Genomic DNA, 23982 nt, shown 5'->3' with positions numbered 1-23982 from the left:
GAGTCTAAATGAATCGTTTCAATCGAGTCAAGTGGTGATGGCCCGATCGAGCTGGTCGCCGAGGTTGAACACCTCGCGCAGCTGCAGAAAGCCCTGGTCGGGTGTGCCGTCGAGGTCGACGAAAAATTCCGCCATCTCCGCCTGCCAGCGCGCGTTGACCGCGGTGGCGGCCATGCCGGCCTGAGCGGCATCGAGGGATTCGGTTTCGAGGTAGCCGATGAGCAGGCCGTCGTCGCGGAGGAAGAGCGAGTAGTTGGTCCAGCCCGTGTCCCGCAGGGCCGTGAGCATCTCAGGCCAGACCGCGGCGTGGCGTCGGGTGTACTCGTTGATGCGGTCGGGCTTGACCTGGAGCTGGAAGCAGACGCGTTGCATGGCGGTTCATTCCTAACTTCGACATTGAAGGCGGGACGGCGTTGAATCGTTTTAATCGATTGCTGAAGAATATAGGTCGACGACGAGAGACTGTCAAGCAACGACTTTGGTACGGGCGCTAGGGTGGAGCCCAGAGGGAACGGAAGGCTCAGATGACGGTCAGCGTGCGCGAGGTGGCGGCACTGGCGAAGGTGTCCGTCGGCACGGTCTCCAACGTCATGAACCGACCGGAGAAGGTCTCGCCCGACACTGTCGAACGCGTGCAGGCCGCCATCCGCACCCTCGGCTTCGTGCGCAACGACGCCGCCAGGCAGTTGCGAGCCGGCCGCAGTCGCAGCATCGGCCTCGTCGTGCTTGATGTGGGTAACCCGTTCTTCACCGACCTGGCCCGAGGTGCCGAGAACCGTGCCGCCGAGGCGGGTCTTACCGTGTTGCTCGGCAATAGCGACGACGACGAGGAGCGCGAGAACGCCTACCTCGACCTGTTCGAGGAACAAAGGGTGCACGGCGTGCTCATCTCACCGATCGGCGATGCCGCCGACCGCCTGGCCCGGCTGCGCGAGCGGGGCACCCCCACCGTGCTGCTCGACCGTCAGTCCGACAACCACAACTTCTCCTCGGTGTCGGTCGACGACCCGGCCGGGGGCTACACCGCCGCCCGTCACCTGCTCGAGATCGGCAGACGCCGCCTCGCCTTCGTGGGCGGACCGGTGAGCCTGCAGCAGGTGACCGACCGGCTGGCCGGAGCTCGACTGGCTGTTGCCGAGCAGCCCGGCGCCACGCTCGAGGTGATCGAGACCGCCGCGCTGTCGGTGCTGGAGGGGCGCGCGGCCGGCGAGGCGCTGCTGGCCAGGGCCGCCACGGCGCGGCCGGACGCCATCTTCGCGGCCAACGACCTGCTCGCGATGGGTGTGCTCCAGGCCCTCAACATGAACGGGCAGGTCCTGGTTCCCGGCGACATCGCCCTGATCGGCTACGACGACATCGCGTTCGCGTCGGCGGCCGTGGTGCCGCTGTCCTCCGTCCGGCAGCCCAGCGAGCTGATCGGTCACACCGCGGTCGACCTGCTGTTGCGTGAGGCGACCGAGGGGGCGGATGCCGAGCACGAGCAGATCGTGTTCCAGCCCGAACTCATCGTGCGGGCCTCGACCGGCGGCTGAGCGGTCAGCGTGGCCCGGTGGCCTCGGTGACGGCGATCTCGCGGGTCGCCGTTTCGCGGTCGCGCTCCCTGGCTGCGGCGGCCGCCTTGTCGGTGACGACCCGGATGGCCGCGGTCAGCGGATGCCCGTCCCCGCGGTGCCGCACGTGCACCCGCGCCGTGCGGGGTGAGGTGCGGGGGCGGATGCGCACCCGCAGGCGCTGGTACCTGATCATCCAGAACAGCACCGCGGCGGCCGCGAGCAGCCCGGAGACCGCAGCGACGCCGATGGCCCAACGCGGCCCGTACTGGTCGGCCACCCAGCCGACCAGGGGTGCGCCGAGCGGCGTGCCGCCGGCGAAGATGGCCATGTACAGCGCCATCACCCGGCCGCGCATGGCGGGCTCGGTGGTGGTCTGCACGTAGGCGTTCGCCGTGGTCATCAGGGTCAGGGAGGTGAGCCCGACGAACGCGAGGGAGATCGCGAAGGTGATGTAGTTGGGCATCACGGCGGCGATCGCGCAGGTGAGGCCGAAGAAGAATGCACCGCCGATGACCAGGCGCATCCTGGGGCGGCTGCGCCGGGCCGAGAGCAGGGCGCCGGCCACGCTGCCGACCGCCATGATCGAGCTGAGGATGCCGAATTCGCTGGCTCCCATGCCGAACTCGACCGTGGCCATGGTGGCGGTGAAGATGGCGAAGTTGAAGCCGAATGTGCCCACCAGGAACACGGTGATCAGCACCGCGACGATGTCCGGCCGTTTCCAGACGTAGCGGAAGCCGGCCATCAGCTGCCCGCGCTCACGGGGCGCGCGGGGCTGCGTGCGCAGTTGCGTGGTGCGCAGCAGCGTCATGGCGAGGACCGTGAAGGCGAACGTGACGGCGTTGATCATGAACACCCAGCCGGCTCCCACGGCCACGGTGAGCAGGCCTGCCACCGCGGGGCCGATCAGCCGAGCGCCGTTGAACGACGCCGAGTTGAGCGCGACGGCGTTGGACAGGTTGTCGTCGGGAACGAGCTCGGAGACGAAGGTCTGCCTGGCCGGCGCGTCGATGGCGGCCACGATGCCCAGGCCGAGGGCGAAGAGGTAGACGTGCCACAGTTCGACGACGCCGGTCACGGTAATCAGGCCGAGGCCGAGCGCGAGCGCGCCCATCAGGGACTGCGTGAGCATCAGCAGCCTGCGCCGGTTGAACCTGTCGGCGATCAGGCCAGACCACGGCATCAGCACCAGCTGCGGGCCGAACTGCAGGGCCATCACGATGCCCACTGCGGTGGCGTTGTAGTCGGTGAGCTGGGTCAGCACGATCCAGTCCTGGGCCGTGCGCTGCATCCAGGTGCCCACATTGGACACCAGGGCGCCGGCGAACCAGATCCGGTAATTGACCACGCTCAGGGAGCGGAACATTGCACTCAACTGTTGGCGAGCTCCTTCATGATGTCGGTGGCGGCGGCCAGAACCTGGCGTTGGTCCGGGGTGAGTTTCAGGATGCGCCTGGCGATCCAGTCGTCGCGGCGCTTGCGGGTTTCGCGCACGAGGGCCAGCCCGGTGTCGGTGACGGTGAGCACGACCTTCCGGCCGTCCTCGGCCGAGCCGGCGCGATCGACCAGGCCCGCCTCGACGAGCGCGTTGACGGTGCGGTTCATCGACGGCGGGGTCACCCGCTCCTCCTCGCTGAGCGCGCTGAGGGTCATCGGGCCGAGCCTGAAGACCGCGCCGAGGGCGGAGAACTGGCCGCTGGTGAGTTCGTTGTCGGCCTGCTCCTGGCGTACCCGGCGGGCGAGCCTGCCGTTGGCGAGCCTGAAGTCGTGGCTGAGTTCGGCGACGCTGCGACGCTTGGCGTGCGCGGGGGCGGGTGGCGCGGTCGTGGAGGAGGGCGCAGGCAGATGGCTCATAGTTACTTAGCCTAACCAATTAGCCATGCTAATGATTCCCGGTTTGCCGAAATGTCCCGCTCCGACACCCCGAGGCGCCATAACTGTTCCCGAATCGGACATTTGCGTCCGGCGCACCGGACGCAAATGTCCGCACGGGGAACAGTTGGGGCCAATGGGGCCAATGGGGCCGACGGGGCCGACGGGGGCGGGTGGGACGGGGGAGCGGGTTGTGCGGCAGAATGAGGCCGTGCCCACCTTCACTGACGAATACGGCGTGCCCATCGTGTACTACGCCTGGCCGGTCGACCATCCGCGTGCCCTCGTGCAACTCGTGCACGGCGTTGGCGAGCACGCGCAGCGCTACCGCGAGGTGGCCAGGGCGCTCAACGCGGCCGGCTATTCGGTCTACGCCGACGACCACCGCGGGCACGGCGAGACCGGGATGCGCCAACACGGCGGCGACTCCGGCCGACTCGGCACGCTGGGCCCAGGCGGCCTGCGCGCCGCGGTTGCGGCCGTGCACGGCTTCAGCACGGTGATCAGACAGACGGTGGCCCAGCAGGCCGAGCCAGGGCAGCCGTCGGTTCCGCTGGTGCTGGTCGGGCACAGCTGGGGGTCGTTCATGGCGCAAATGATCGTCAACGAATACCCGGATGACTACCAGGCCGTCGTTCTCACCGGTACCGCCTACCGCTGGCCGGGGTACCTCAACAGCGGCGACCTCAACGCCAGGCACAAGCACCTCGGCACGACCGGTGCCGAGTGGCTCAGCCGCGACCCGGCGGTCGCGGCGGCGTTCGTGGCCGATCCGCTCACCACGAGCGTGCCGCTGGCCAAGCTGTTCGGCCTGCGCGACGCCGCCCGCATCCTCGGTCGCCCCGCGAGACGGCTCCCCGCCGGACTGCCCCTGCTCATTCAGGTGGGCGGTGACGACCCCGTCGGCGGAGAACGCAGCGCGCGGAAGCTCACCGAGTCGTACACCCGCCGCTCCGGTCTGACCGATGTGCGCCTGATCGTCTACCCGGGCGCCAGGCACGAGGTCTTCAACGAGACCAACCGCGACCAGGTCCTGGCCGACCTGGTCGGCTGGCTGGACAGCCGACTTCCGGCGGCCGTGCAGCCGGATCCGGCCGAGGATTCGCTCGACGATTAGGCTGGGCTCATGCATGGTGAATACAAGGTTCCTGGCGGCAAGCTCGTGGTGGTCGATCTCGACGTCGTCGACAACGTCATCACCGATTTCCGTCTGGCCGGGGACTTCTTCCTCGAGCCCGATGACGCCCTCGAGGACATCAATGCGGCGGTGAACGGACTCGCCGCCGACAGCGATGCGGCCACCATCGCCGCAGTCGTGCGGGCCGCGCTGCCACCCCAGGCCACCCTGCTCGGTTTCTCGCCGGAGTCGGTCGCCGTCGCCATCCGTCGCTCACTCGCCCACGCCAGCGGCTGGCGCGACTACGAGTGGCAGCTCATCCACACCAGGGCCGAATCACCTGTCATGCAGATGGCGCTCGACGAGGTGCTCGCCGTCGAGGTCGGCGAGGGCCGTCGCCGCCCCACCCTGCGCATCTGGGAGTGGAACGAGCCTGCCGTCGTGATCGGGAGTTTCCAGTCGCTGAAGAACGAGGTCGACCCGGTCAACGCCGAGAAGCACGGTTTCACCGTCGTGCGCCGGGTTTCCGGCGGCGGAGCCATGTTCATGGAGGCCGGCTCCGTGATCACCTACTCGATCTACGCACCCACCGAACTGGTGCACGGCATGACCTTCGCCGACTCGTACGCCTTCCTCGACGAGTGGGTGATCACGGCGCTCAAGTCGCTCGGCATCGACGCGCACTATCAGCCGTTGAACGACATCACGAGCCCCACCGGCAAGATCGGCGGCGCCGCGCAGAAGCGGCTGGGCAGCGGTGCGGTGCTGCACCACGTCACCATGAGTTACGACATGGACGGCGAGAAGATGGTGCAGGTTCTCCGCATCGGCCGGGAGAAGCTCAGCGACAAGGGCATCACCAGCGCCGCCAAGCGGGTCGACCCGCTGCGCAGCCAGACCGGGCTGAGCCGTGCAGAGATCATCGACCGGATGAAGCAGACCTTCACGAGCCTCTACGGCGCCGTTCCCGACGAGATCACCGACGAGGAATACGCCAAGGCCGCCGATCTGGTGCAGAGCAAGTTCAGCACCGACGAGTGGATCGGCCGCGTCCCCTAGCTACCGGCCGCGACTGAGCAGGTCCTGGTACTCGGCGTGCTGGTCGATCCAGTCCGCCACGTACGGGCAGTCCGCCACCACGGTCAGGTCGGTGCTGGTGCGCACGTCATCGAGCGCCTCCTCCACGAGGATGCCGGCCAGCCCGTGATCGCGCTTGGCCGGGTCGACCTCGGTGTGGGTGAACCGGATCTCCTGACCGACGATGCGGTAGTCCGCCAACCCGGCCGGCTCGCCGTCCAGCAGCAGGGTGTACCGGGACAGCTCGGCATCATGCTGCACCTGGGCGCCGGTATCCTCACGGGCCAACTTGTCGATCGTCATCGGATCAGCGTAGGCCGACTGACAGAATGAGGGAATGCCAAACGCGTGGACTCAGGTCTCTCCCAGCCGAGTCATCCAGGCCGACAACCTGGTGGTGCTGCCCACGCTGCCCGACGGTTCCTTCACCCTGATCTACCTCGACCCGCCCTTCAACACCGGCCGCAGCCAGAAACGGCAGGCGACCACCTCGGTGCGCAGCACCCTGGCCAGCGGGGCGCACGCCGCCGGCACCATCACCGGGTTCAAGGGCCAGCGCTACGAGCGCATCAAGGGCGACCTGCTCGGCTACGACGACCAGTTCGAGGACTACTGGGCGTTCCTGGAGCCCCGCCTGATCGAGGCCTGGCGCCTGCTCGCCGACGACGGCACGCTCTACCTGCACCTGGACTACCGCGAGGCGCACTACGCCAAGGTGCTGCTCGACGCCCTGTTCGGCCGGGACTGCTTCCTCAACGAGCTCATCTGGGCGTACGACTACGGCGCGAAGTCGAAAAACCGCTGGCCGACCAAGCACGACACGATCCTGGTCTACGTCAAGAACCCGGCCCGGTACTACTTCGACTCGACCACGGTCGACCGGGAGCCGTATATGGCGCCGGGCCTGGTCACGCCCGAGAAGGTGGCCAAGGGCAAACTGCCCACGGATGTCTGGTGGCACACCATCGTCTCGCCGACGGGCAAGGAAAAGACCGGCTACCCCACCCAGAAGCCCATCGGCATCCTGCGCCGCATCATCCAGGCGTCCAGCCGCGAGGGCGACTGGGTGCTGGACTTCTTCGCCGGCAGCGGCACGACCGGCGCCGTCGCGGCGGCCCTGGGACGCAAGTTCGTGCTGATCGACCAGAACCCGGAGTCGCTGACCGTGATGCACGAGCGGCTCGGCGCCCTGCCCGACGTCGATTTCGTCGACGATGACCGGGCGACAAGACTGGGAGCATGAGACTCCGTATCTTCACCGAGCCCCAGCAGGGCGCCAGCTACGACGACCTCCTCGCGGTGGCGCAGGCCACCGAGAAGCTGGGCTTCGACGCGTTCTTCCGCTCCGACCACTATCTCGCGATGGGTGACCACGTCTCCGGGTTGCCGGGCCCGACGGATGCCTGGACCACGCTGGCCGGCCTGGCCCGCGAGACCGAGCGCATCCGTTTGGGCACCCTGGTGTCGTCGGTCACCTACCGCCCGCCGGGGGTCTTGGCCATCCAGGTGGCGCAGGTCGACCAGATGTCGGGCGGGCGGGTGGAGTTGGGCCTGGGCACCGGCTGGTTCGAACAGGAGCACCTCGCCTACGGCATCCCGTTCCCGGCCAAGCGGTTCGGCATGCTCGAGGAGCAGCTCGAGGTGATCACCGGGCTGTGGGGCACCCCGGTCGGTGAGAGCTACAGCTTTGCCGGTGAGCACTACACCCTCGTCGATTCGCCCGCACTGCCCAAGCCCAGCCAGGCCCGGGTGCCCGTGATCGTGGGCGGTGGCGGCGCCAAGCGCACCCCGGCGATGGCCGCACGGTTCGCCACCGAGTTCAACCTGCCGTTCCCCGACTTCGCCGACATCCCGGCGAAGTTCGCCGGCGTGCGGGCCGCCTGCGAGGCCATCGGCCGTGACCCGCGGGAACTGGTCTACTCCACGGCACTGATCGCGGTGGCAGGCGCGAACGAGGCCGAGGTCGGCCGCCGGGCCGCCGCCGTGGGCCGGGAGCCCGCTGAGCTGCGCGAGCACGGGATCGCCGGCACCACCGCCGAGGTCGTCGACCGGCTGGGCGCCCTCGCCGCCGACGGGGTGGAGTGCGTGTACCTGCAGATCATGGACCTGGCCGACCTCGACCACCTGGACTTCATCGCCCGCGAGGTCGTACCGCAGCTCGACTAGGCCGAGTCGGAAACAGGCCGATTCGAAGCCGGCCGATTCGAAGCCGGCCGGTTCGATCAGGCGGAGTCGCGCTGGATCAGCCGGGTCGGCATGATGTTGCGGTGCGGCACGTCGGTCTCGCCGGCCAGCAGCCGCAGCAGCATGTCGGCCATGGCGAAGCCCATCTCCGCGGACGGCTGGCTGATCGTGGTCAGCGGCACCGAGGCCCCGATTGCGGCGGGGCTGTCGTCGAAGGCCACGATGGCGATGTCGTCGGGTACCAGGTAGCCCTGCTCGCGGAGCACGGCCAGGGCGCCGGTGGCCATCAGGTCGCTCGCTACGAAGAGCCCATCCAGGTCCGGCCGGCGCTCGAGCAGCCGGCGCATGGCCGCGGCGGCGGACAGGGCGGTGAAGTCGGCGTGCTCGACGGCGTCGGCTTCCAGGCCGGCTCGGGCCAGGGTGAGTTGGAAGCCGGTGAACCTGTCGATGCCGGCGGGCATGTCGATGGGTCCGGTGATCGAACCCAGACGGGTGCGGCCGAGGTCGAGCAGGTGCTGAGTGCCCGTCTCGGCGCCGGCGATGTTGTCCACGTCGACGTAGTAGGTGTTCGGACCGGTGTCGTTCGCGGGCCGGCCACCGAACACCAGCGGGATCATCGCTTCAACGTCGGCCAGGAACTTGTCGCGGGTGTGGTGCGAGACCACGAGGGCGCCGTCGAGATTGCCGCTACGCAGGTAACGCATGGTCTTGTGCGTCGGGTCGCTCGACGCGACCAGGAGGTTGAGGATGTACTCGCTCTCGTCCAGACGCTGGGTGATGCCCTGCACGACGGCGGCGAAGTACGGGTCGCCGAAGAACCGGGTGATGTCCTCGGGCACGATCAGTGCCACGGCCTGGGTCTGCCGGCTGGCCAACGACCGGGCGGCCCGGTTCGGCACGTAGTTGAGCCGCTCGATCGCCGCGGTCACCACCGCGACGATCTCGGGGCTCACCTTGGGCGACCCGTTCACCACCCGGCTCACGGTGGCGCGGGACACGCCTGCGGCCTCAGCTACCAACTCGAGAGTCGGATGCGCTGGACGCGTCTGGCGCGTTCCGGTTGTCATGAAGGTCATTCTATTTTGACAACGTGCTCGCTGCTGCCGCCAGCGACCGGGACGCGATGATGGTCGCGTACTCGTGGCCGCTGTCCTTGATCGTGCGTGCCTGGGTGTCGTAATCCACGCGCACGATGCCGAATCGTTTCTGGTACCCCCAGGCCCACTCGTAGTTGTCCAGCAGCGACCAGTAGAAGTAGCCCTTCACGTCGACGCCCTCCTCGATGGCGTCGAGGACGGCACCCAGGTGCAGTTGCAGGAAGCGAGTGCGGTCGGCGTCTCGCACCGATCCATCCGTCGCCACGACGTCGTCGTAGGCGGCACCGTTCTCGGTCACGTACAGGTCGGTACCGGCCGGGCCGGTGTACTCGGCCTGGATGCGCACCAGCAGCTCCCGTAGGCCATCGGGCTGCACATCCCAGTCCATCGCGGTGCGTGGCAGGCCCTGGGAATGGTTGTAGACGCCATCCGCCGCGGGGAACGGTGAGCTGTTCACCCGTCCCACCGGATCGTGCGAGAGCTGGGGTGACTCGTCCGGGCGGTCACTCACTAGGGACCCGTTGTAGTAGTTCACCCCGAAGCTGTCCAGCGGCTGGTGAATCTGGTTGAGGTCGCCGTCGCGCACGAACGCCGCGAAGCCCAGGTGCGCCACGTCTTCGAGCACATCGGCCGGGTAGCTGCCCCGGAAGAGCGGATCGAGGAAGAACCGATTCAGCTGGCCGTCGATACGCCGGGCGGCGTCGACATCGCCGGGGCGGGCCGGGTCGACGGGCTTCGCGACGGTGAGGTTGAGGGTGATGCCGAGCTCGAGCGCGGGGTCGCGTTCGCGCAGGGCCTCAACGGCCAGGCCGTGACCGAGTAGCAGGTGGTGGCCGGCGGCGAGTCCGTCGGTCTTGCTCTGGCGGCCGGGGGCGTGCACCCCCGCGGTGTAGCCGACGAACGCGGAGCACCAGGGCTCGTTGAGCGTTGTCCACACGCCGACCCTGTCGCCCAGCACATCGTGCACCGACAGCGCGTAGTCGCGGAACTTCTCGGCCGTGTCGCGGTTGGCCCAGCCGCCGGTCTCCTCGATCGCCTGGGGCAGGTCCCAGTGGTACAGCGTCAGCCACGGCTTGATCCCCGCACCGAGCAGCTCGTCGACGAGCCGGGAGTAGAAGTCCAGGCCGGCCGGGTTGACCGGGCCGCCGTCGGGACGGATACGGGCCCAGGAGGTGGAGAACCGGTAGGTCTCCAGCCCGAGTTCCTTCATCAGCTCGACGTCGCCGGCATAGCGGTGGTAATGGTCGCAGGCCACGTCGCCGTTCTCGGCGTTCACGACGGCACCCGGGACGCGGCTGAAGGTGTCCCAGATCGAGTCGGTGCGGCCGTCTTCGTGGGCGGCGCCCTCGATCTGGTACGCCGCCGTGGCCGCGCCGAACAGGAAGTCGTCCGGGAAGGTGCGCCGTGCGGGAGTAGGGGCGGTCATCCCTTGACCGCGCCCTGCATGATGCCCGCCACCAGCTGCTTGCCCAGGACGACGAAGACCAGGATGAGCGGGATGATCGAGAGCACGACGCCGGTCAGAACGAGGGAGTAGTCCACGTAGAAGGCGGCCTGCAGCTGCTGCAGCGCCACCGGCAGAGTGGGGCTGCCCGGGTCCAGCACGATGAACGGCCAGAAGAAGTTCGTCCAGGTGCCGATGAAGGCGAACAGGGCGAGCATCGCAGCCGCTGGCCGGGCCGCGGGCAGGCCCACGTGCCAGAAGCTGCGGATCATCGACGCGCCGTCCATCCGCACGGCCTCGATCAGCTCGTCCGGCAGGGCGTCCTTGAGGTACTGGGTCATCCAAAAAACACCGAATGCCGTGACCATGCCGGGCGCGATGACCGCCCAGAGGCTGCCCGTCCAACCGAGGTTCGACATCACGATGAACAGCGGCACGATCCCCAGCTGGGTGGGCACTGCCATCGTGGCGATCACGAAGACGAGCAGGCCCTCGCGGCCCTTGAACTTGAGCTTGGCGAAGGCGTAGCCGGCCAGGGTGGAGAAGGCGACGACACTCAGGGCCACGGCCGTGGACACGATGATGCTGTTCATCAGGGCATTCCAGAACGGGATGCTGTCGATGACGGTGGCGGCGTTGGCGAAGAAGTTGCCACCGGGAACGAAGAGCATGCCGTTCTTGTTGATGGCGGTGGCATCCTGGCTGCCGATCAGGAAGGACCACCAGATCGGGAAGAACGAACCGAGGATGACCGCGACGAGTACGCCGTAGACCCAGAAGCTGGGCCGACGGTCGTGCCCGCCGATTGCAGGTGACTTTCTCATGAGATTCCTCGTGCCTTGATGGGTCGTACTCTGATGGCTTTGTCACTCGTGCTGCTGATCCGCCGGCTGATGTAGAAATTGAGCGCCGCGATCAGGATGATGATGAGGAACAGGAGCCAGGACACGGCGGATGCCCGGCCGAAGTTGCGCTGGGTCCAGCCGAGTTCGTAGATATACAGCGTCAGCGTCTGCCACTGCCGGCTTGCGCCGCCCTGGCCGGCCTGGTCGAACATGCGTGGCTCGTCGAAGATCTGCAGCCCACCGATGGTGGACGTGATGATGACGAAGATGATGGTGGGGCGCATCAGCGGCACCGTGAGCGACCAGAAGGTGCGCCAGCGCCCGGCGCCGTCGATGATCGCAGCTTCGTAGTAGTCCCGCGGAACGGCCTGCATGGCGGCCAGGAAAATCAGGGCGTTGTAGCCGGTCCAGCGGAAGTTCACCATGCTCGCGATGGCGAAGTGGCTGGGGATGATGTCAACGTGCCAGCGGATCGATTCGATGCCGACCGTGTTGAGGAGCTGGTTGATGATGCCGTAGCGGTCACCGAACAGGTCATTGAAGATCAGGGCGACGGCGACGGGAGCGACGACGTAGGGCAGCAGAACGCCCATCCGCCAGAAGGTCTTGCCGCGCAGGTTGAAGTCGAGCACCGCGGCGATGGCGATGGCTGCGACCACCTGGGGAACGGCCGAGAGCAGGAAGATGCTGAAGGTGTTGCGCAGCGAGATCCAGAAGTAGGGCTGAGCCAGCACTGTCTGGAAGTTCTCCAGGCCGACGAAGTCGCCCTGGCCGCCGATCAGGTTCCAGTCGTGCAGTGACACCCACGCCGTGTAGGCCAGCGGGAACAGCCCGATGAGTGCGAAGACGATGAAGAACGGTGAGATGTACAGGTACGGGGAGAGCTTCACGTCCCAGTGGGAAAGGCGGTGGTTGAAGGCGATGCGGCGAATCGCACGGGCATCGACTTCGGTCGCGGCTGTCATTCGAGTCCTTGAGGGTGGGAGCTGGGCGAACATGGGGGAGCCAGGTGGAGGCAGGTGCCTCCACCTGGCGGTACTGCGGATGCGTCAGACGCGAAGCTGTGGAGTTAGCCCAGCGCGTTCACGTCGGTTACCCACTGTTCCCACGACTTTTCGCGGGTCATCGAGCCGTCTTCGACCCGGGTGAGGGCCTGCTGCATGGCGTCGTTGATCGGGAAGTAGTTCACGCCCTTGAACGGGGTGACATCAACAGCGGCGGCACGGTTGGCCAGGATCTGGCCGGTCGGTGCGTTGTTGAAGAATTCCTTCGTCGAGTCGAGCAGCTCGGGGCTCTCGAGAGCGTCGACCTGGCTCGGGAAGTTTCCCTTGGAGGCGAACGCGGAGAGCTGCTGCTCCGGAGCGGTCAACCAGGCGGCCAGCGCCTGGGCCTCTTCGGGGTGCTCGGACTGCGTGGGAACGGTCAGGTACGAACCGCCCCAGTTGCCGCCGCCACCGGGGAAGGTGTCGGCGATGTCCCAGCCGGTGATGCCGTCGGCGTTGCCCTCGATGATGCCGAGCATCCAGCCCGGGCACAGCATGGTCGCGAAGCCGTCGTTCTGGAAGCTCGCGGTCCAGTCGTCGCTCCACTGCTGCAGACCGGCCGACAGGGTTTCACTGGCGTCGAGGACGCTGTTGTACGCGGCCTCCACGTCGGGGTTCTCGGTGGCGATGACGGTGCCGTCATTCTCCTCGTAGGCGTTGTCGAACTGGTTGATGACGCCCTGCCAGGTGGCTCCGGCGGAGTCGAACCAGGGCACGTTCGTACCCGCGGCGGTGAACGTCTCACCGGCGGCGTAGTAGTCTTCCCAGCTGTCGCCGAGCATAGTGGCGACCTCGGCGCGGTCGGTGGGCAGGCCGGCAGCGGCGAACAGGTCGGAGCGGTAGCAGACGCCCTCCGGGCCACTGTCGGTGCCGTAGGCGATCAGGTTGCCGTCGGCGTCGGTCGCGGCTTCGGCCTTCCAGTCGAGCCAGCGGCCCTCGACCTCGTCGTTGGTGAGGTCGACGAACTGGTCGGAGTACTGCAGAAGCTCGGGCAGCCAGTCGACCTCGATGCCCTCGACATCGCTCAGGCCACTGCCCGCGGCGAGGCGGGTGGTGAGGTTGTCGCGGGCCTCGTTCGAGGTGGCGGCCTTCTTGGACACGACGGTGATGTCGGGGTTTTCTTCCATGTACTGCTCGAACAGGCCTTCATAGCCGAATTCGTTGAACGTGGCGACGGTCAGTTTGATCTTGCCGCCGTCCGATCCGCTCGGTTCGCTGGCGGGCGCACAGCCCGAGGCGAGCAGGGCGATAGCTGCGGCGCCGGCGACGGCGGCCACAATCGTGGGGCGCGGGAAACGCTTCACGGTCACTCCTTTGTGTGTGTGGTGCTGGTGGTGGAGCGCCGCCGAGAAATGCTGTGAGAGCGCTCTCACGTGTGATGCCCACCCTAGGACGCACATTCGGAGATGTCAAGAGAGCGCTCTCCCGACTGACCGGATCCGTTCAAGTTGTTACACAAAACGCCGGATCATCCCTCGCGAGAGGGACGATCCGGCGCTGACGTGAACCGGGGCGAGATCAGGCGAAGATCGCCACGGCTTCGGTCACGGTCGCCGGTCCGGAGATGAGGTGCAGCGTGGCACGAACGCCGGCCCCGGTGCGGATGAGCTCGGCCAGCACGGCGGCCACGTCGGCGCGGGGGATGCTGCCGTCCGTCTCCGGGTGCACGACACCGCTCTCGTCCGGTCCGGTGCGTTCCAGGCGCACCATGCCGGTGGGCTCGTCGTCGGTGAGGCTGCCAGGGCGCACGATGGTCCAGGCGAGGTCGCGCTTGACCAGGTCGACCTCGGCGCCGAGCTTGGCCTGCAGGTAGGCGAGGAAGTCCGCTGGCACCTCCTCCGGGGTGGCGCCGTCGCGCACGAGGTCGACGCCGGTGGAGGAGATCTGCACGAACCGGGGCACTCCTGCGGCTTCTGCGGCGTCGGCGAGCAGCACGGATGCGCCCAGGTCGACACTCTTCTTGCGGGCGTCGCCGCTGCCAGGCCCTGCCCCCGCCGCGAAGACCGCCACGTCGGCGCCGTCAAGAATGCGCGCGAGGTCGTCGACCGGGCTGTTCTCGAGATCGATCACCTGCGGCTCGGCGCCATCCAGCAAAAGATCCGCACTCTGCTCCGCCGACCGGATCAGCCCGACGACGGTGTGTCCGTCTCGGGTCAGCTCCCGGGTCAGTGCTCGGGCGATTTTTCCATGTCCACCAGCTATAACAATTCGCATACCGTAGACAACAGGAGCGCGGCCTGCGTAATTCCCTGCTCGGGTGCAGGCTAGGCTCAGCATCGTGCCAGAACAATCGCGCCGGGGGGCGTCGCCGCGAGTACGTCGTCGTCGTTTTTTTGTCGTGGCCGTCGCTGGGCTGCTCGTTCTGGCCGGAGGTGCCGCCGTCATCACCGGCGCCCTGACCGGCCGAGCCGAGCCGGCCGTGACCGCCGAGGAGCCCTCAGCGAACCCGATGCCCACCGAGCCGCCGCGGCCGTCACCGACGGCATCGCCGGATCCGACCGAAGCGCCCACATTCGACCGGGCGGCCCACTCGATCGACGACCCGAACAGCATTTGGGTCGTGGTCGACAAACTGCGACCACTCAACCCCACCGACTACGCCCCCGCGGATCTCGTCGATGTGCCCGTTCCCTTCGCCAACCCGCCCCGGCTGCGGCAGGAGGCATCCGACGCCGTCGTGTCGCTGTTCGCCACCTTCACGGCGGAGACCGGGCTGGCGTTGCAGTCCCAGAGCGCGTACCGCAGCTTCGACGCCCAGACCCGCGTCTACACCGGCGATGTCGCCGCCCTCGGCCAGGCCGGCGCCGACCTGAGCACGGCCCGCCCAGGAACCAGCGAACACCAGACCGGGCTGACCATCGACATCAGCGCCCAACCCGGCCAGTGCTCCCTCTCCGCCTGCTTCGGCGATACACCGCACGGCCAGTGGCTGGCCGAGAACGCCTGGCGGTTCGGGTTCCTGCTGCGCTACCCGGCCGACAAAACCGCCATCACCGGGTACGAATTCGAGCCGTGGCACTACCGCTACATCGGGATCGACCTCGCCACGGAGATGCGCGAAACCGGGGTCACGACTCTCGAGGAGTTCTTCGGCATTCCCGCGGCGCCGTCCTACGGCTGAATCCATGCGCGTGCATGAGTTACGGAGGCTGTGCACAGGTCCCTGCCATGAGCGGATGTTTGTCTGACGGGTCCCCACCCCGTCAACGAGAAACGATTCTGTGCGCCCTGTTCTTCCTCCAGCCTCCCCGTCAGCGACCCGACCACCTCTCACCAGACGCCAACTGAAGCGTCGCCGGCGCCGCACCCAGCACACGATCCACCTCGCCATCGTGGCCTGCCTGACCACCGCCAGCACGGTCGTGGCCATCGTCACGGGGCTCGCCGTCGACGCCTCGGATGTGCGGGCCGCCGCCGAGCCCGCCGTCACCGACACGTCGCAGACACCCGCGCCTGAGGCCACCATCTCGATGCCGGCGGCCGTGGAACCCGCCGCGCCGATCGTGCGCAGCACCGTGATCGCCGCCGACGGCACCCCGACCGGTTCGGTCACCGGTGGCACCGTGGTCACCGTCACGGGAACCGACCTGGCCGCAGTCGCGGGGGCGAGCTTCGGCGACAACCCCGCCACCGTGCTGTCGGCCACCGCGGACACCGTGACCCTGCAGGCCCCCGCCGCCACCGGCCTGGGCACCGGGCCGGTTCCGGTCACCCTGGTCGACGCCGCGGGTGCGCCGGTCACGGTGGCCGCCGCCGACGGGTCCTCGGCCAGCGCCGCGACCGCCGCCCTCACCGAGGCGATCGAACCCACGGCCGACGCCGCGATCACGGTTCCCGGTGCGGCGCCAGTGGCCAGCGCCGCGCCAGAGCTCACCTTCACCTACGTACCAGACCCGAGGGTCACCGTGCAGATCGACTACGTGCTGGCGCACTGGCAGGACTACAACACGGCGGCGTACGGCGTGATCGCCGGCAACGACTGCGTGAACTTCGCCAGCCAGTCGCTCATCGCCCGCGGCTGGACCATGGATGCCGACTGGTCGTTCGGCTCGGGGCAATACAGCGCCGCCTGGGCCAGTTCCACCGCCTTCGCCGCCTATCTGGCGGCGCATCCGGAGCGGGCCACGGCGTTGACCGACACCCAGCGCGCCGAGGTGAAGGTCGGCGACATCGTCCAGTTCGACTGGGACGGCTCCGGCGACAGGGACCACACCGGAATCGTGACCCGGGTGCAGGACACCGCGACCGGAACCGAGATCTACTACGCCGGTCACACCAACAACACCGACTACCGATCGGTCGACGAATCCCTGGCCCTCTCCGGCGGCAGCGTCAGCTACTGGAGCGTGCGGTAGGGCCGCGAGATTCTTTCCCGGCTCATCGTCGCCTGCCCGGCCAGTCCCAGACTGTTCGGGGCATGATGTGGTTGGCTTGAGAATTCACCCCCCGAATAGAGGTAATTGTTGTGGCTGTAGCTCGACCAGCACGGATCGGCGTCGTCGCCCTCGTCCTCGGGGGAATCGTCGTCGGAACCGTCGCCCTGACCGCCTCGGTGAGCGATCGGGCCTCGACAACCGAGTCCCTGACCCCGTCGGCGACCGCGGCGACCAGCCCCTCGGCCACGGCCACCGCCGAGCCCCGCCAGACTCCGGTGGCGACCGCCGAGCCCGTGCCGGTGGATGCCGCTGTGCAGGCACAGCTCAACTACGCGTTGGCCCACTGGACCGACTACAACACCGCCGGCTACGGCGTGATCACCGGCACCGACTGCGTCAACTTCACCAGCCAGACCCTGATCGAACGCGGTTGGAGCATGGATGACGCCTGGTACGCCTCCGGAACCGGCTCGGACTTCGACTTCTCGTCGCCGTGGGTGAGCTCGACGGCGTTCATGAACTACATGATCGACTCGGGCCGCGGCACCGCACTCACCGATGACCAGCGCGACCAGGTGAAGCTCGGCGACGTCGTGCAGTTCGACTGGGACAACTCCGGCGACCGCGACCACACCGCCGTCGTCTCCAAGATCGAGGGCACCGGCGACGACATCGTGATCTACTACGTCGGGCACACCGATGACACCGACTACCGCTCGGTGGACGTCGCCATCACCGAGAAGCATCCGGGCGGCACCGCCTACTACTGGAGCATTCCGTAGCCCATCCGGTCCAGAAAGCCCGGTCGGCCCGCCAGATGCGGCAAAGTGCCCCTTCACCGTCGGTGAAGGGGCACTTTCGCGCAGCTCGTGCGGGCGGCGTCAGCTGATCGCGGCGTCCACGATGGCCTTGGCCTCGGCCTGCACCAGCTTGAGGTGTTCAGCACCCTTGAACGACTCGGCGTAGATCTTGTAGACGTCCTCGGTTCCGCTGGGGCGGGCGGCGAACCAGGCGTACTCGGTGAACACCTTGACGCCGCCGATCGCGGCGCCGTTGCCCGGCGCGTTGCTGAGCGCGCTGATGATCCGGTCGCCGGCCAGCTCGGTGGCCGTGATCGCGGCGCCGTCGAGCTTGCCGAGGGCGGCCTTCTGCGCGGGCGTGGCCACGGCGTCGATGCGCTCGTACGCCGGGGCGCCGAAGTGCTCGGCCAGTTCGGCATACCGCACACTGGGCGACTTGCCGGTCACGGCCACGATCTCCGCCGCGAGCAGGGCCAGCAGGATGCCGTCCTTGTCGGTGGTCCACACCGTGCCGTCGAAGCGCACGAAGCTGGCGCCGGCGCTCTCCTCGCCGCCGAAGGCGACCGAGCCGTCGATCAGGCCGGGCACGAACCACTTGAAGCCCACCGGAACCTCCCACAGCTCACGGCCGAGGAACCCGGCGACCCGGTCGATCATGGTGGAGGAGACCAGGGTCTTGCCGATCGCGGCATCCGCCCGCCAGCCGTCGCGGTGGCTGTACAGGTACTCAATGGCCACGGCCAGGAAGTGGTTGGGGTTCATCAAGCCCGCATCCGGGGTGACGATGCCGTGCCGGTCGGCGTCGGCGTCGTTGCCGGTGAGGATGTCGTAGTCGTCCTTGTGGGCCAGCACCGACGCCATCGCGGAGGGGCTGGACGGGTCCATCCGGATCTTGCCGTCCCAGTCCAGGGTCATGAACGCCCAGGTCGGGTCGACGTGCGGGTTGACCACGGTGAGGTCGAGTTCGTAGCGGTCGCGGATGGCGCCCCAGTAGTTCACGCTGGCGCCCCCCAGCGGGTCGGCGCCGATGCGGATGCCGCTGGCCTTGATGGCCGTCATGTCGATGATGTTCTCGAGGTCGTTGACGTAGTGGCCGCGGAAGTCGTATGTCTCGACGGCGCTCGGCTCGGCCATGCGCACATCGCGCATCTCATCGGCGATGATCTGATTGGCACGGTTGGCGATCCACGAGGTGGCGTCGCTGTCGGCGGGGCCGCCGTGCGGCGGGTTGTACTTGAAGCCGCCGTCCATGGGCGGGTTGTGGCTGGGGGTGACGACGATGCCGTCGGCCTGGTCGTCGTGACCGGCCCGGTTGTAGGCCAGGATCGCGTGGGAGAGCGCCGGGGTGGGCACGTAGTCGTCGAACTCGTCCACGAGCACGCGCACGCCGTTGCCCACCAGCACTTCGAGGGCGCTGGTGGTGGCCGGGGCGCTCAGGGCGTGGGTGTCCGCGCCGATGAACAGCGGGCCGGTGATGCCCTGGCCGGCGCGGTATTCCACGATCGCCTGGGTGGTGGCGAGGATGTGGTTCTCGTTGAACGCGGTGTTCAGCGAGCTGCCGCGGTGGCCGGAGGTGCCGAAGACGACCTTTTGGGTGGACACCGAGACATCCGGTTTGAGGTCGTAGTAGGCCCGAATGAGGCCCTCAACGTCGATCAGATCTGATTTCTGGGCCAGGGTGCCTGCGCGTGCGTTCATAGTGCCCAGTCTTGCACTCCAACTAGGCTGTGAGCCATGCCAGAGACTCCCGATGTGCACTACAGCTTCCTGGGGCCGGCCGGCACCTTCACCGAGGCCGCCCTCGCCCAGGTGCCAGAGGCCCAGGGCCTGCCGTGGCGAGCCGTCAACAACGTGGGCGAGGCCTTCGCCGACGTCGTGAGCGGCCGCAGCGTCGCCGCGATGATCGCGATCGAGAACTCCGTCGACGGCGGGGTGAGCGCCACCCAGGACGCCCTGGCCAGCGTGCCCAACCTGCGGATCATCGGCGAGTACCTGGTGCCGGTCAATTTCGTGCTCGTCGCCAGGCCCGGCATCACCCTCGACGAGGTCAAGATCGTCAACGCGCATCCGGTCGCGTACGCCCAGTGCCGCAGCTGGCTGGAAGGCACGCTGCCCAAGCACGGCCACATCCCGTCGTCCAGCAATGTGGCCGCCGCGGCCGCCCTGTTCGAGCCAGGACCGGCTGATGCCGCCGTGGCGCCGCCGGGTATCGAGAAGCACCACGACCTCACGGTGCTCGCCCGCAACATCGGCGACAACCCCAACGCGGTGACCCGGTTCGTGCTCGTGGGCCGCACCACCGTCATCCCGGAGCCCACCGGTGCCGACAAGACCAGCGTGATCGTGGAGCTGCCTGAGGACCGGGCCGGAGCCCTGCTCGAGATGCTCGAGCAGTTCGCCACCCGCGGCGTCAACCTCAGCCTGATCCAGTCCCGGCCGATCGGTGACTCCCTCGGCCGCTACCGGTTCGTGATCGACGCCGACGGGCACATCCTCGACGAGCGGGTCGCCGACGCCCTGCTGGGCCTGCGCCGGTTCAGCCCCAAGGTGATCTTCCTCGGCTCGTATCCCCGTGCCGACAAGGCGGCCAACGTGTTCACCGACCGGTACGACGACGGCGTCTTCATCGAGGCCAGGGACTGGCTACGTGGGCTGGTATCGGGGGAGCCGAACGCGTGAGCGGTCCGGGGGGAACCGAAGGGCCGACATTCGACCCGAGGCACGACCCGCGGTTCCAGCGCGGCTACCGGCCGGGCGATGCGCTCCCCGACCGGGGGACTCCCGCGGCGTCCGCCACGCCGACGACACCGGCCGCTCCGGTCGCCGACCAGCCGGTGACGAACACTGACGTGGACGCTACTGACGACTTCGACACCCTGCTCTTCGACGGGGACACTTTCGCCGATGAGCCGGAGTCGTCGCGCTGGAACCCGTTCATCACGCTGCTCTGGGTGCTCGGTGTGGTGCTTCCGACGGGGGGCATCACCTTGCAGTGGCAGGCCGTCAACAATATGTTCGGCAGCTCCTCCTATGACGGCACGGGAGACGCGCCGATGAGCGTGGTGATGCAGCAGTTCAGCTACCTTGTCGCGCCGTCCCTGATCACGGCCGGTCTGTTCATCCTGGCCGGCCTGCTGTTCTGGCATGCGGCCGCTTGGCGGGCCCGGCGCCGCGGCGTCACCGGCTGAGCCCGGCGGACACCCGCACCAGGAGGGCTCCGGCATCCGCCCGGAGGAACACGCTCGTGACCAGGCCGAACTCGTCGCCGTCCAGCTCGAATTGCTGCGGCTTCTCCGGCACGATCCGGATGTCGGTGCCGAGCAGTGTGGTCATCGCCCGCTGATCCCCGGAATCGGTGTCGGTTAGTTCGATGATGCGCCGGCCCACCGCTGACCGCCGCAGCACGCCGTTCTGCCAAGTCACCCGTCGCCAGATCTTCAGCCAGCCCACCACGCCCCTGGGCTGCAGTACCGCGATGTCCAGGATCCCGTCGTCGAGGCGGGCCTCCGGCAGAAACTGGATGTTGCCAGGCAGCACGCCGCAGTTGGCGACCAGGATGGTGCTGACCTGCGCCTGATGCTCGCTGCGGGCACCCAGGTTGTAGCGGATGCGGAACGGTTCGGCCTTGGGAATCGCCCGCATGCCGGCATCCACGTAGGCCAGCCAGCCCACCTGCTTCTTCAGGTCGGGGCGGGTGGCCGCGATCATCTGGGCGTCCAGGCCGAGGCCGGCCATCACCAGGAAGACGTGGTCGTCGATCCGCTCGTCGGGGAAGGTCACCGAGGCGACCCCCAGGTCGATGGCCATCGTGTCGCCGGTGAAGGCGATACCGATCGCGTCATCCAGGCTGTTCAACGGCAGCTGCAGGTTGCGGGCCAGCAGATTGCCCGTGCCCACCGGCAGCAGGCCGAGCGGCACCTCGGCGCCGCGCAGCGATTCCGCCACGGCGCGCACGGTGCCGTCGCCGCCGGCGACGAGCACCAGGTCGACGCCCTGGCGCAGTGCCGTGCGGGTGATCCGCTGCCCGGGGTCCTCCACCGACGTCTCGAACCAGAGCGTCTCGGCCCAGCCGGCAGCCGCGGCGGCGGCGGTGACGCCGGCTCGCAGCCGCACGACATCCGTCTTCACCGGGTTGTAGACCACCGCGGCGCGGCTCTGGTTGCGACTCTCGGCGGGGGTATCGGGGGCGGAACTGGTGGACTGCACCCGCACAGGCTAGCAAGGGGGTCGAGGCGGCGCTTGTAGACTGGGCGAGTGATTGATCCGGTGCTGCTACGCGAAAATCCCGACCTCGTCAAGCGATCGCAGGAGGCGCGGGGCGATTCCGTCGACGCCGTCGACGCGGCGCTCGCCGCCGACGCCGAGCGTCGGTCCTCGATCACCAGCTTCGAGGCCCTGCGCGCGTCGCAGAATGCCTTCGGCAAGACCGTGGCCCAGGCCCCGCCGGCCGAGAAGAAGGCCCTCGTGGCCCAGGCGCAGAGCCTGGCCGCCGAGGTGAAGGCGGCCGGAGCGGTCGCCGCAGAGGCCGAGGCGCGGTTCACCAGCGTGATGCGCACCATCGCCAACCCGATCATCGACGGCGTGCCCGCCGGCGGCGAAGACAATTTCGCCACCCTGCGCACCCACGGCGAGATCCCCACCTTCGACTTCGAGGCCCGCGACCACCTCGAACTCGGCGAGATGCTCGGCGCCATCGACATGGCCCGCGGCGCCAAGGTGTCCGGCGCCCGGTTCTACTTCCTGCGCGGCATCGGCGCCAGGCTCGAGATCGCGCTGATGAACATGGCGTTGGACCACGCGCTAGCGGCCGACTTCATCCCGATGATCACGCCCACCCTGGTGCGGCCGGAGATCATGGACGGCACGGGCTTCCTCGGCGAGCACGCCGACGAGATCTACCACCTGCCCGCAGACGACCTCTACCTCACCGGCACGAGCGAGGTGGCCCTGGCCGGCTACCACAGCGACGAGATCCTCGACCTGTCCGACGGGCCGCTCCGCTACGCCGGCTGGTCCACCTGTTACCGCCGTGAGGCCGGCTCTGGCGGCAAGGACACCCGCGGCATCATCCGGGTGCACCAGTTCAACAAGCTCGAGATGTTCACCTACGTGTTGCCGGAGAACGCCGAGGCCGAGCACGACAAGCTCGTGGCCCTGCAGGAGAAGATGCTGCAGGCCCTGGGTCTGAGCTACCGGGTGATCGACGTCGCCGCAGGCGACCTCGGCTCCAGCGCCGCCCGCAAGTTCGACATCGAGGCCTGGGTGCCCACCCAGAACGCCTACCGCGAGCTCACCAGCACCAGCAACTGCACGAGCTACCAGGCGCGCCGTCTCGACATCCGCTACCGCACCGAGACCGGCAAGACCGCCCCGGTGGCCACCCTCAACGGCACCCTGGCCACCACCAGGTGGATTGTCGCGATCCTGGAGACGCACCAGCAGGCGGACGGTTCGGTCATCGTGCCGGAGGCGTTGCGCCCCTACCTCGGCGGGCTCGACGTTCTCACGCCCGTCCGATGACCGCCGAGACCGGCGCCCCCTGGCTCGTCGCCCTCGACATCGACGGCACGACCCTGCACGAAGACGGCACCATCAGTGACGCCGTGATCAGGCAGATCCGTCGGGTGGCGCAGGCCGGTCACGAAATCATGCTCGCCACCGGGCGCAGCGCAGCCGCGACCCTGCCGGTACTCGACCGGCTCGAGATCACACCCCGCTACGTGGTCTGCTCCAACGGTGCCATCACCCTGCTGCGAGACCCGGATGCGCCGATGGGCTACCGACGTGAATGGGTCGAGACGTTCAACCCCAGCGAGGTGCTCCGCTCCATCCGCTCGCACCTGACCGGTGCCAGGTTTGCGGTCGAGGACGAGCACGGCTACTACCGCTACACCGAGCCGTTCCCCGACGCCACCATCGGCATCGACAGCGAGCACGTCGACTTCGACGAGCTGCTCACCCGCGACGCCACCCGGGTCGTGGTGGTGTCCCCTGACCACGACATGGACGACTTCCTCGAGGTTGTGGAGCAGATGGGTCTGAACCGGGTGAGCTACGCCATCGGTTGGACCGCCTGGCTCGACATCGCCCCTGACGGCGTGAACAAGGCCACGGCCATGGAGCGGGTCCGCTCCGAGCTCGGCATCCCGCGTAGCCGGGTGATGGCCGTCGGCGACGGACGCAACGACATCGACATGCTGCTCTGGGCGGGTGCGCAGGGCCGCGGTGTGGCCATGGGCCAGGCGCCCGAGGATGTGCTCGAGGCCGCGAGCGAGCTCACCGTGAGCGTCTACGACGACGGCCTCGCCGTTGTCCTGAGCAGCCTCTAGCCCCCCCGACCCCGCCTGTGGGAGGCATAACTCCTGCAGAATGGCCCGGACCGCCCCGCGTTCGGTCCGGACCGCCCTGCGTCTGTACCGGGCCGGTCTCTCCGCTCCGCGAGGCATAACTCCTGCAGAATCTGGCGACGGATGCACGCATCCGCGTGTTTTCGGGATTGCAGTGACCCGTTTGTTCAGGACAGGGAGTGGAGTTTCATTTTATGCAGCGGCGAGGATGAGCTCGTCGAGTCTTT

Annotated in this window: 24 protein-coding genes; 12 read left to right on the top strand and 12 right to left on the bottom strand. The window is 68.1% G+C overall.

Annotation, left to right across the window (positions count from 1 at the left end; all coding sequences use genetic code 11):
• Positions 1-27 precede the first annotated feature (27 nt).
• Entirely contained in the window at positions 28-372 is a 345-nt protein-coding gene (locus K2F54_RS17195) for an L-rhamnose mutarotase (RefSeq protein ID WP_220607085.1), read from the bottom strand.
• 152 nt (positions 373-524) lie between these two features.
• Between K2F54_RS17195 and K2F54_RS17190 the strand changes: the two genes are divergently transcribed.
• A complete protein-coding gene (locus K2F54_RS17190) occupies positions 525-1532 on the top strand; it encodes a LacI family DNA-binding transcriptional regulator (RefSeq protein WP_220607084.1) in 1008 nt (335 codons plus the stop codon).
• A gap of 4 nt (positions 1533-1536) precedes the next feature.
• On the opposite strand, the gene K2F54_RS17185 is transcribed toward K2F54_RS17190, so the two are convergent.
• On the bottom strand, positions 1537-2919 hold the full coding sequence (locus tag K2F54_RS17185) for an MFS transporter (RefSeq protein WP_220607083.1): 1383 nt from the start codon (positions 2917-2919) through the stop codon (positions 1537-1539).
• A 5-nt stretch (positions 2920-2924) separates the two neighbouring features.
• On the bottom strand, positions 2925-3407 hold the full coding sequence (locus tag K2F54_RS17180) for a MarR family winged helix-turn-helix transcriptional regulator (RefSeq protein ID WP_220607082.1): 483 nt from the start codon (positions 3405-3407) through the stop codon (positions 2925-2927).
• Between the two features lie 229 nt (positions 3408-3636).
• Here K2F54_RS17180 and K2F54_RS17175 point away from each other — a divergent pair, with 229 nt between their 5' ends.
• Together K2F54_RS17175 and lplAB are read left to right on the top strand one after the other, a co-directional pair.
• On the top strand, positions 3637-4542 hold the full coding sequence (locus K2F54_RS17175; protein ID WP_308287722.1) for an alpha/beta fold hydrolase: 906 nt from the start codon (positions 3637-3639) through the stop codon (positions 4540-4542).
• Positions 4543-4551: 9 nt separating this feature from the next.
• Positions 4552-5601: a lipoate-protein ligase LplAB gene (lplAB, locus tag K2F54_RS17170; RefSeq protein WP_220607080.1), complete on the top strand. Its 1050-nt coding sequence runs from the start codon at positions 4552-4554 to the stop codon at positions 5599-5601.
• Here the strand turns inward: lplAB and K2F54_RS17165 are convergent, their stop codons facing one another.
• Positions 5602-5922, bottom strand: coding sequence for a GNAT family N-acetyltransferase (locus tag K2F54_RS17165; RefSeq protein ID WP_220607079.1), 321 nt, complete (start codon positions 5920-5922; stop codon positions 5602-5604). It lies immediately after the preceding gene.
• A gap of 34 nt (positions 5923-5956) precedes the next feature.
• On the opposite strand from K2F54_RS17165, the gene K2F54_RS17160 reads away from it, so the two are divergent.
• Both K2F54_RS17160 and K2F54_RS17155 read left to right on the top strand, forming a co-directional pair.
• Complete coding sequence (locus tag K2F54_RS17160; protein ID WP_220607078.1) at positions 5957-6862, top strand: DNA-methyltransferase; 906 nt, start codon at positions 5957-5959, stop codon at positions 6860-6862.
• Positions 6859-7785, top strand: a complete 927-nt coding sequence (locus tag K2F54_RS17155) for an LLM class F420-dependent oxidoreductase (protein WP_220607077.1) — start codon at positions 6859-6861, stop codon at positions 7783-7785. The genes K2F54_RS17160 and K2F54_RS17155 overlap by 4 nt, the downstream gene beginning before the upstream one ends.
• Positions 7786-7841: 56 nt before the next feature.
• Here K2F54_RS17155 and K2F54_RS17150 read toward each other — a convergent pair whose 3' ends face one another.
• From K2F54_RS17150 to K2F54_RS17125, 6 genes are all read right to left on the bottom strand, one after another.
• Complete coding sequence (locus K2F54_RS17150; protein WP_220607076.1) at positions 7842-8870, bottom strand: LacI family DNA-binding transcriptional regulator; 1029 nt, start codon at positions 8868-8870, stop codon at positions 7842-7844.
• A 10-nt stretch (positions 8871-8880) separates the two neighbouring features.
• On the bottom strand, positions 8881-10326 hold the full coding sequence (locus tag K2F54_RS17145; protein WP_220607075.1) for a GH1 family beta-glucosidase: 1446 nt from the start codon (positions 10324-10326) through the stop codon (positions 8881-8883).
• Entirely contained in the window at positions 10323-11168 is an 846-nt protein-coding gene (locus K2F54_RS17140) for a carbohydrate ABC transporter permease (protein WP_220607074.1), read from the bottom strand. The genes K2F54_RS17145 and K2F54_RS17140 overlap by 4 nt, the downstream gene beginning before the upstream one ends.
• On the bottom strand, positions 11165-12154 hold the full coding sequence (locus K2F54_RS17135; protein WP_255577247.1) for a carbohydrate ABC transporter permease: 990 nt from the start codon (positions 12152-12154) through the stop codon (positions 11165-11167). The genes K2F54_RS17140 and K2F54_RS17135 overlap by 4 nt, the downstream gene beginning before the upstream one ends.
• Before the next feature lie 104 nt (positions 12155-12258).
• Complete coding sequence (locus K2F54_RS17130) at positions 12259-13542, bottom strand: ABC transporter substrate-binding protein (RefSeq protein WP_374107314.1); 1284 nt, start codon at positions 13540-13542, stop codon at positions 12259-12261.
• Between the two features lie 208 nt (positions 13543-13750).
• On the bottom strand, positions 13751-14446 hold the full coding sequence (locus K2F54_RS17125) for an SDR family oxidoreductase (protein ID WP_220607071.1): 696 nt from the start codon (positions 14444-14446) through the stop codon (positions 13751-13753).
• A gap of 124 nt (positions 14447-14570) precedes the next feature.
• On the opposite strand from K2F54_RS17125, the gene K2F54_RS17120 reads away from it, so the two are divergent.
• The 3 genes from K2F54_RS17120 to K2F54_RS17110 all read left to right on the top strand — a co-directional run bounded on the left by K2F54_RS17120 (position 14571) and on the right by K2F54_RS17110 (position 17390).
• Entirely contained in the window at positions 14571-15353 is a 783-nt protein-coding gene (locus tag K2F54_RS17120) for a M15 family metallopeptidase (RefSeq protein WP_308287720.1), read from the top strand.
• A gap of 100 nt (positions 15354-15453) precedes the next feature.
• Positions 15454-16587, top strand: a complete 1134-nt coding sequence (locus K2F54_RS17115; protein ID WP_220607070.1) for an amidase domain-containing protein — start codon at positions 15454-15456, stop codon at positions 16585-16587.
• A 110-nt stretch (positions 16588-16697) separates the two neighbouring features.
• Positions 16698-17390: an amidase domain-containing protein gene (locus K2F54_RS17110; RefSeq protein ID WP_220607069.1), complete on the top strand. Its 693-nt coding sequence runs from the start codon at positions 16698-16700 to the stop codon at positions 17388-17390.
• 99 nt (positions 17391-17489) lie between these two features.
• Here the strand turns inward: K2F54_RS17110 and pgm are convergent, their stop codons facing one another.
• Entirely contained in the window at positions 17490-19106 is a 1617-nt protein-coding gene (gene pgm, locus K2F54_RS17105; RefSeq protein ID WP_220607068.1) for a phosphoglucomutase (alpha-D-glucose-1,6-bisphosphate-dependent), read from the bottom strand.
• A 36-nt stretch (positions 19107-19142) separates the two neighbouring features.
• On the opposite strand from pgm, the gene pheA reads away from it, so the two are divergent.
• The gene (pheA, locus tag K2F54_RS17100; protein WP_220607067.1) at positions 19143-20087 is read left to right on the top strand and encodes a prephenate dehydratase; all 945 of its coding nucleotides are present in this window, start codon (positions 19143-19145) and stop codon (positions 20085-20087) included.
• Positions 20084-20596, top strand: a complete 513-nt coding sequence (locus K2F54_RS17095) for a hypothetical protein (RefSeq protein ID WP_220607066.1) — start codon at positions 20084-20086, stop codon at positions 20594-20596. Before pheA ends, K2F54_RS17095 begins: the two co-directional genes overlap by 4 nt.
• On the opposite strand, the gene K2F54_RS19665 is transcribed toward K2F54_RS17095, so the two are convergent.
• A complete protein-coding gene (locus tag K2F54_RS19665) occupies positions 20586-21614 on the bottom strand; it encodes a diacylglycerol/lipid kinase family protein (protein WP_220607065.1) in 1029 nt (342 codons plus the stop codon). The two genes, K2F54_RS17095 and K2F54_RS19665, sit on opposite strands and share 11 nt — an antisense overlap.
• Positions 21615-21662: 48 nt before the next feature.
• On the opposite strand from K2F54_RS19665, the gene serS reads away from it, so the two are divergent.
• Positions 21663-22928, top strand: a complete 1266-nt coding sequence (gene serS / locus K2F54_RS17085; protein ID WP_220607064.1) for a serine--tRNA ligase — start codon at positions 21663-21665, stop codon at positions 22926-22928.
• Entirely contained in the window at positions 22925-23737 is an 813-nt protein-coding gene (locus K2F54_RS17080; protein ID WP_220607063.1) for an HAD-IIB family hydrolase, read from the top strand. Before serS ends, K2F54_RS17080 begins: the two co-directional genes overlap by 4 nt.
• The last annotated feature ends 245 nt before the right edge of the window (positions 23738-23982 follow it).

Origin of the sequence: Cryobacterium inferilacus, from assembly GCF_019599185.1 — a bacterium.
Classification (GTDB): Bacteria; Actinomycetota; Actinomycetes; order Actinomycetales; family Microbacteriaceae; genus Cryobacterium; species Cryobacterium inferilacus.
The sequence above is the reverse complement of the archived record's forward strand: the minus strand, read 5'-3'. Positions and strand labels throughout refer to the sequence as shown.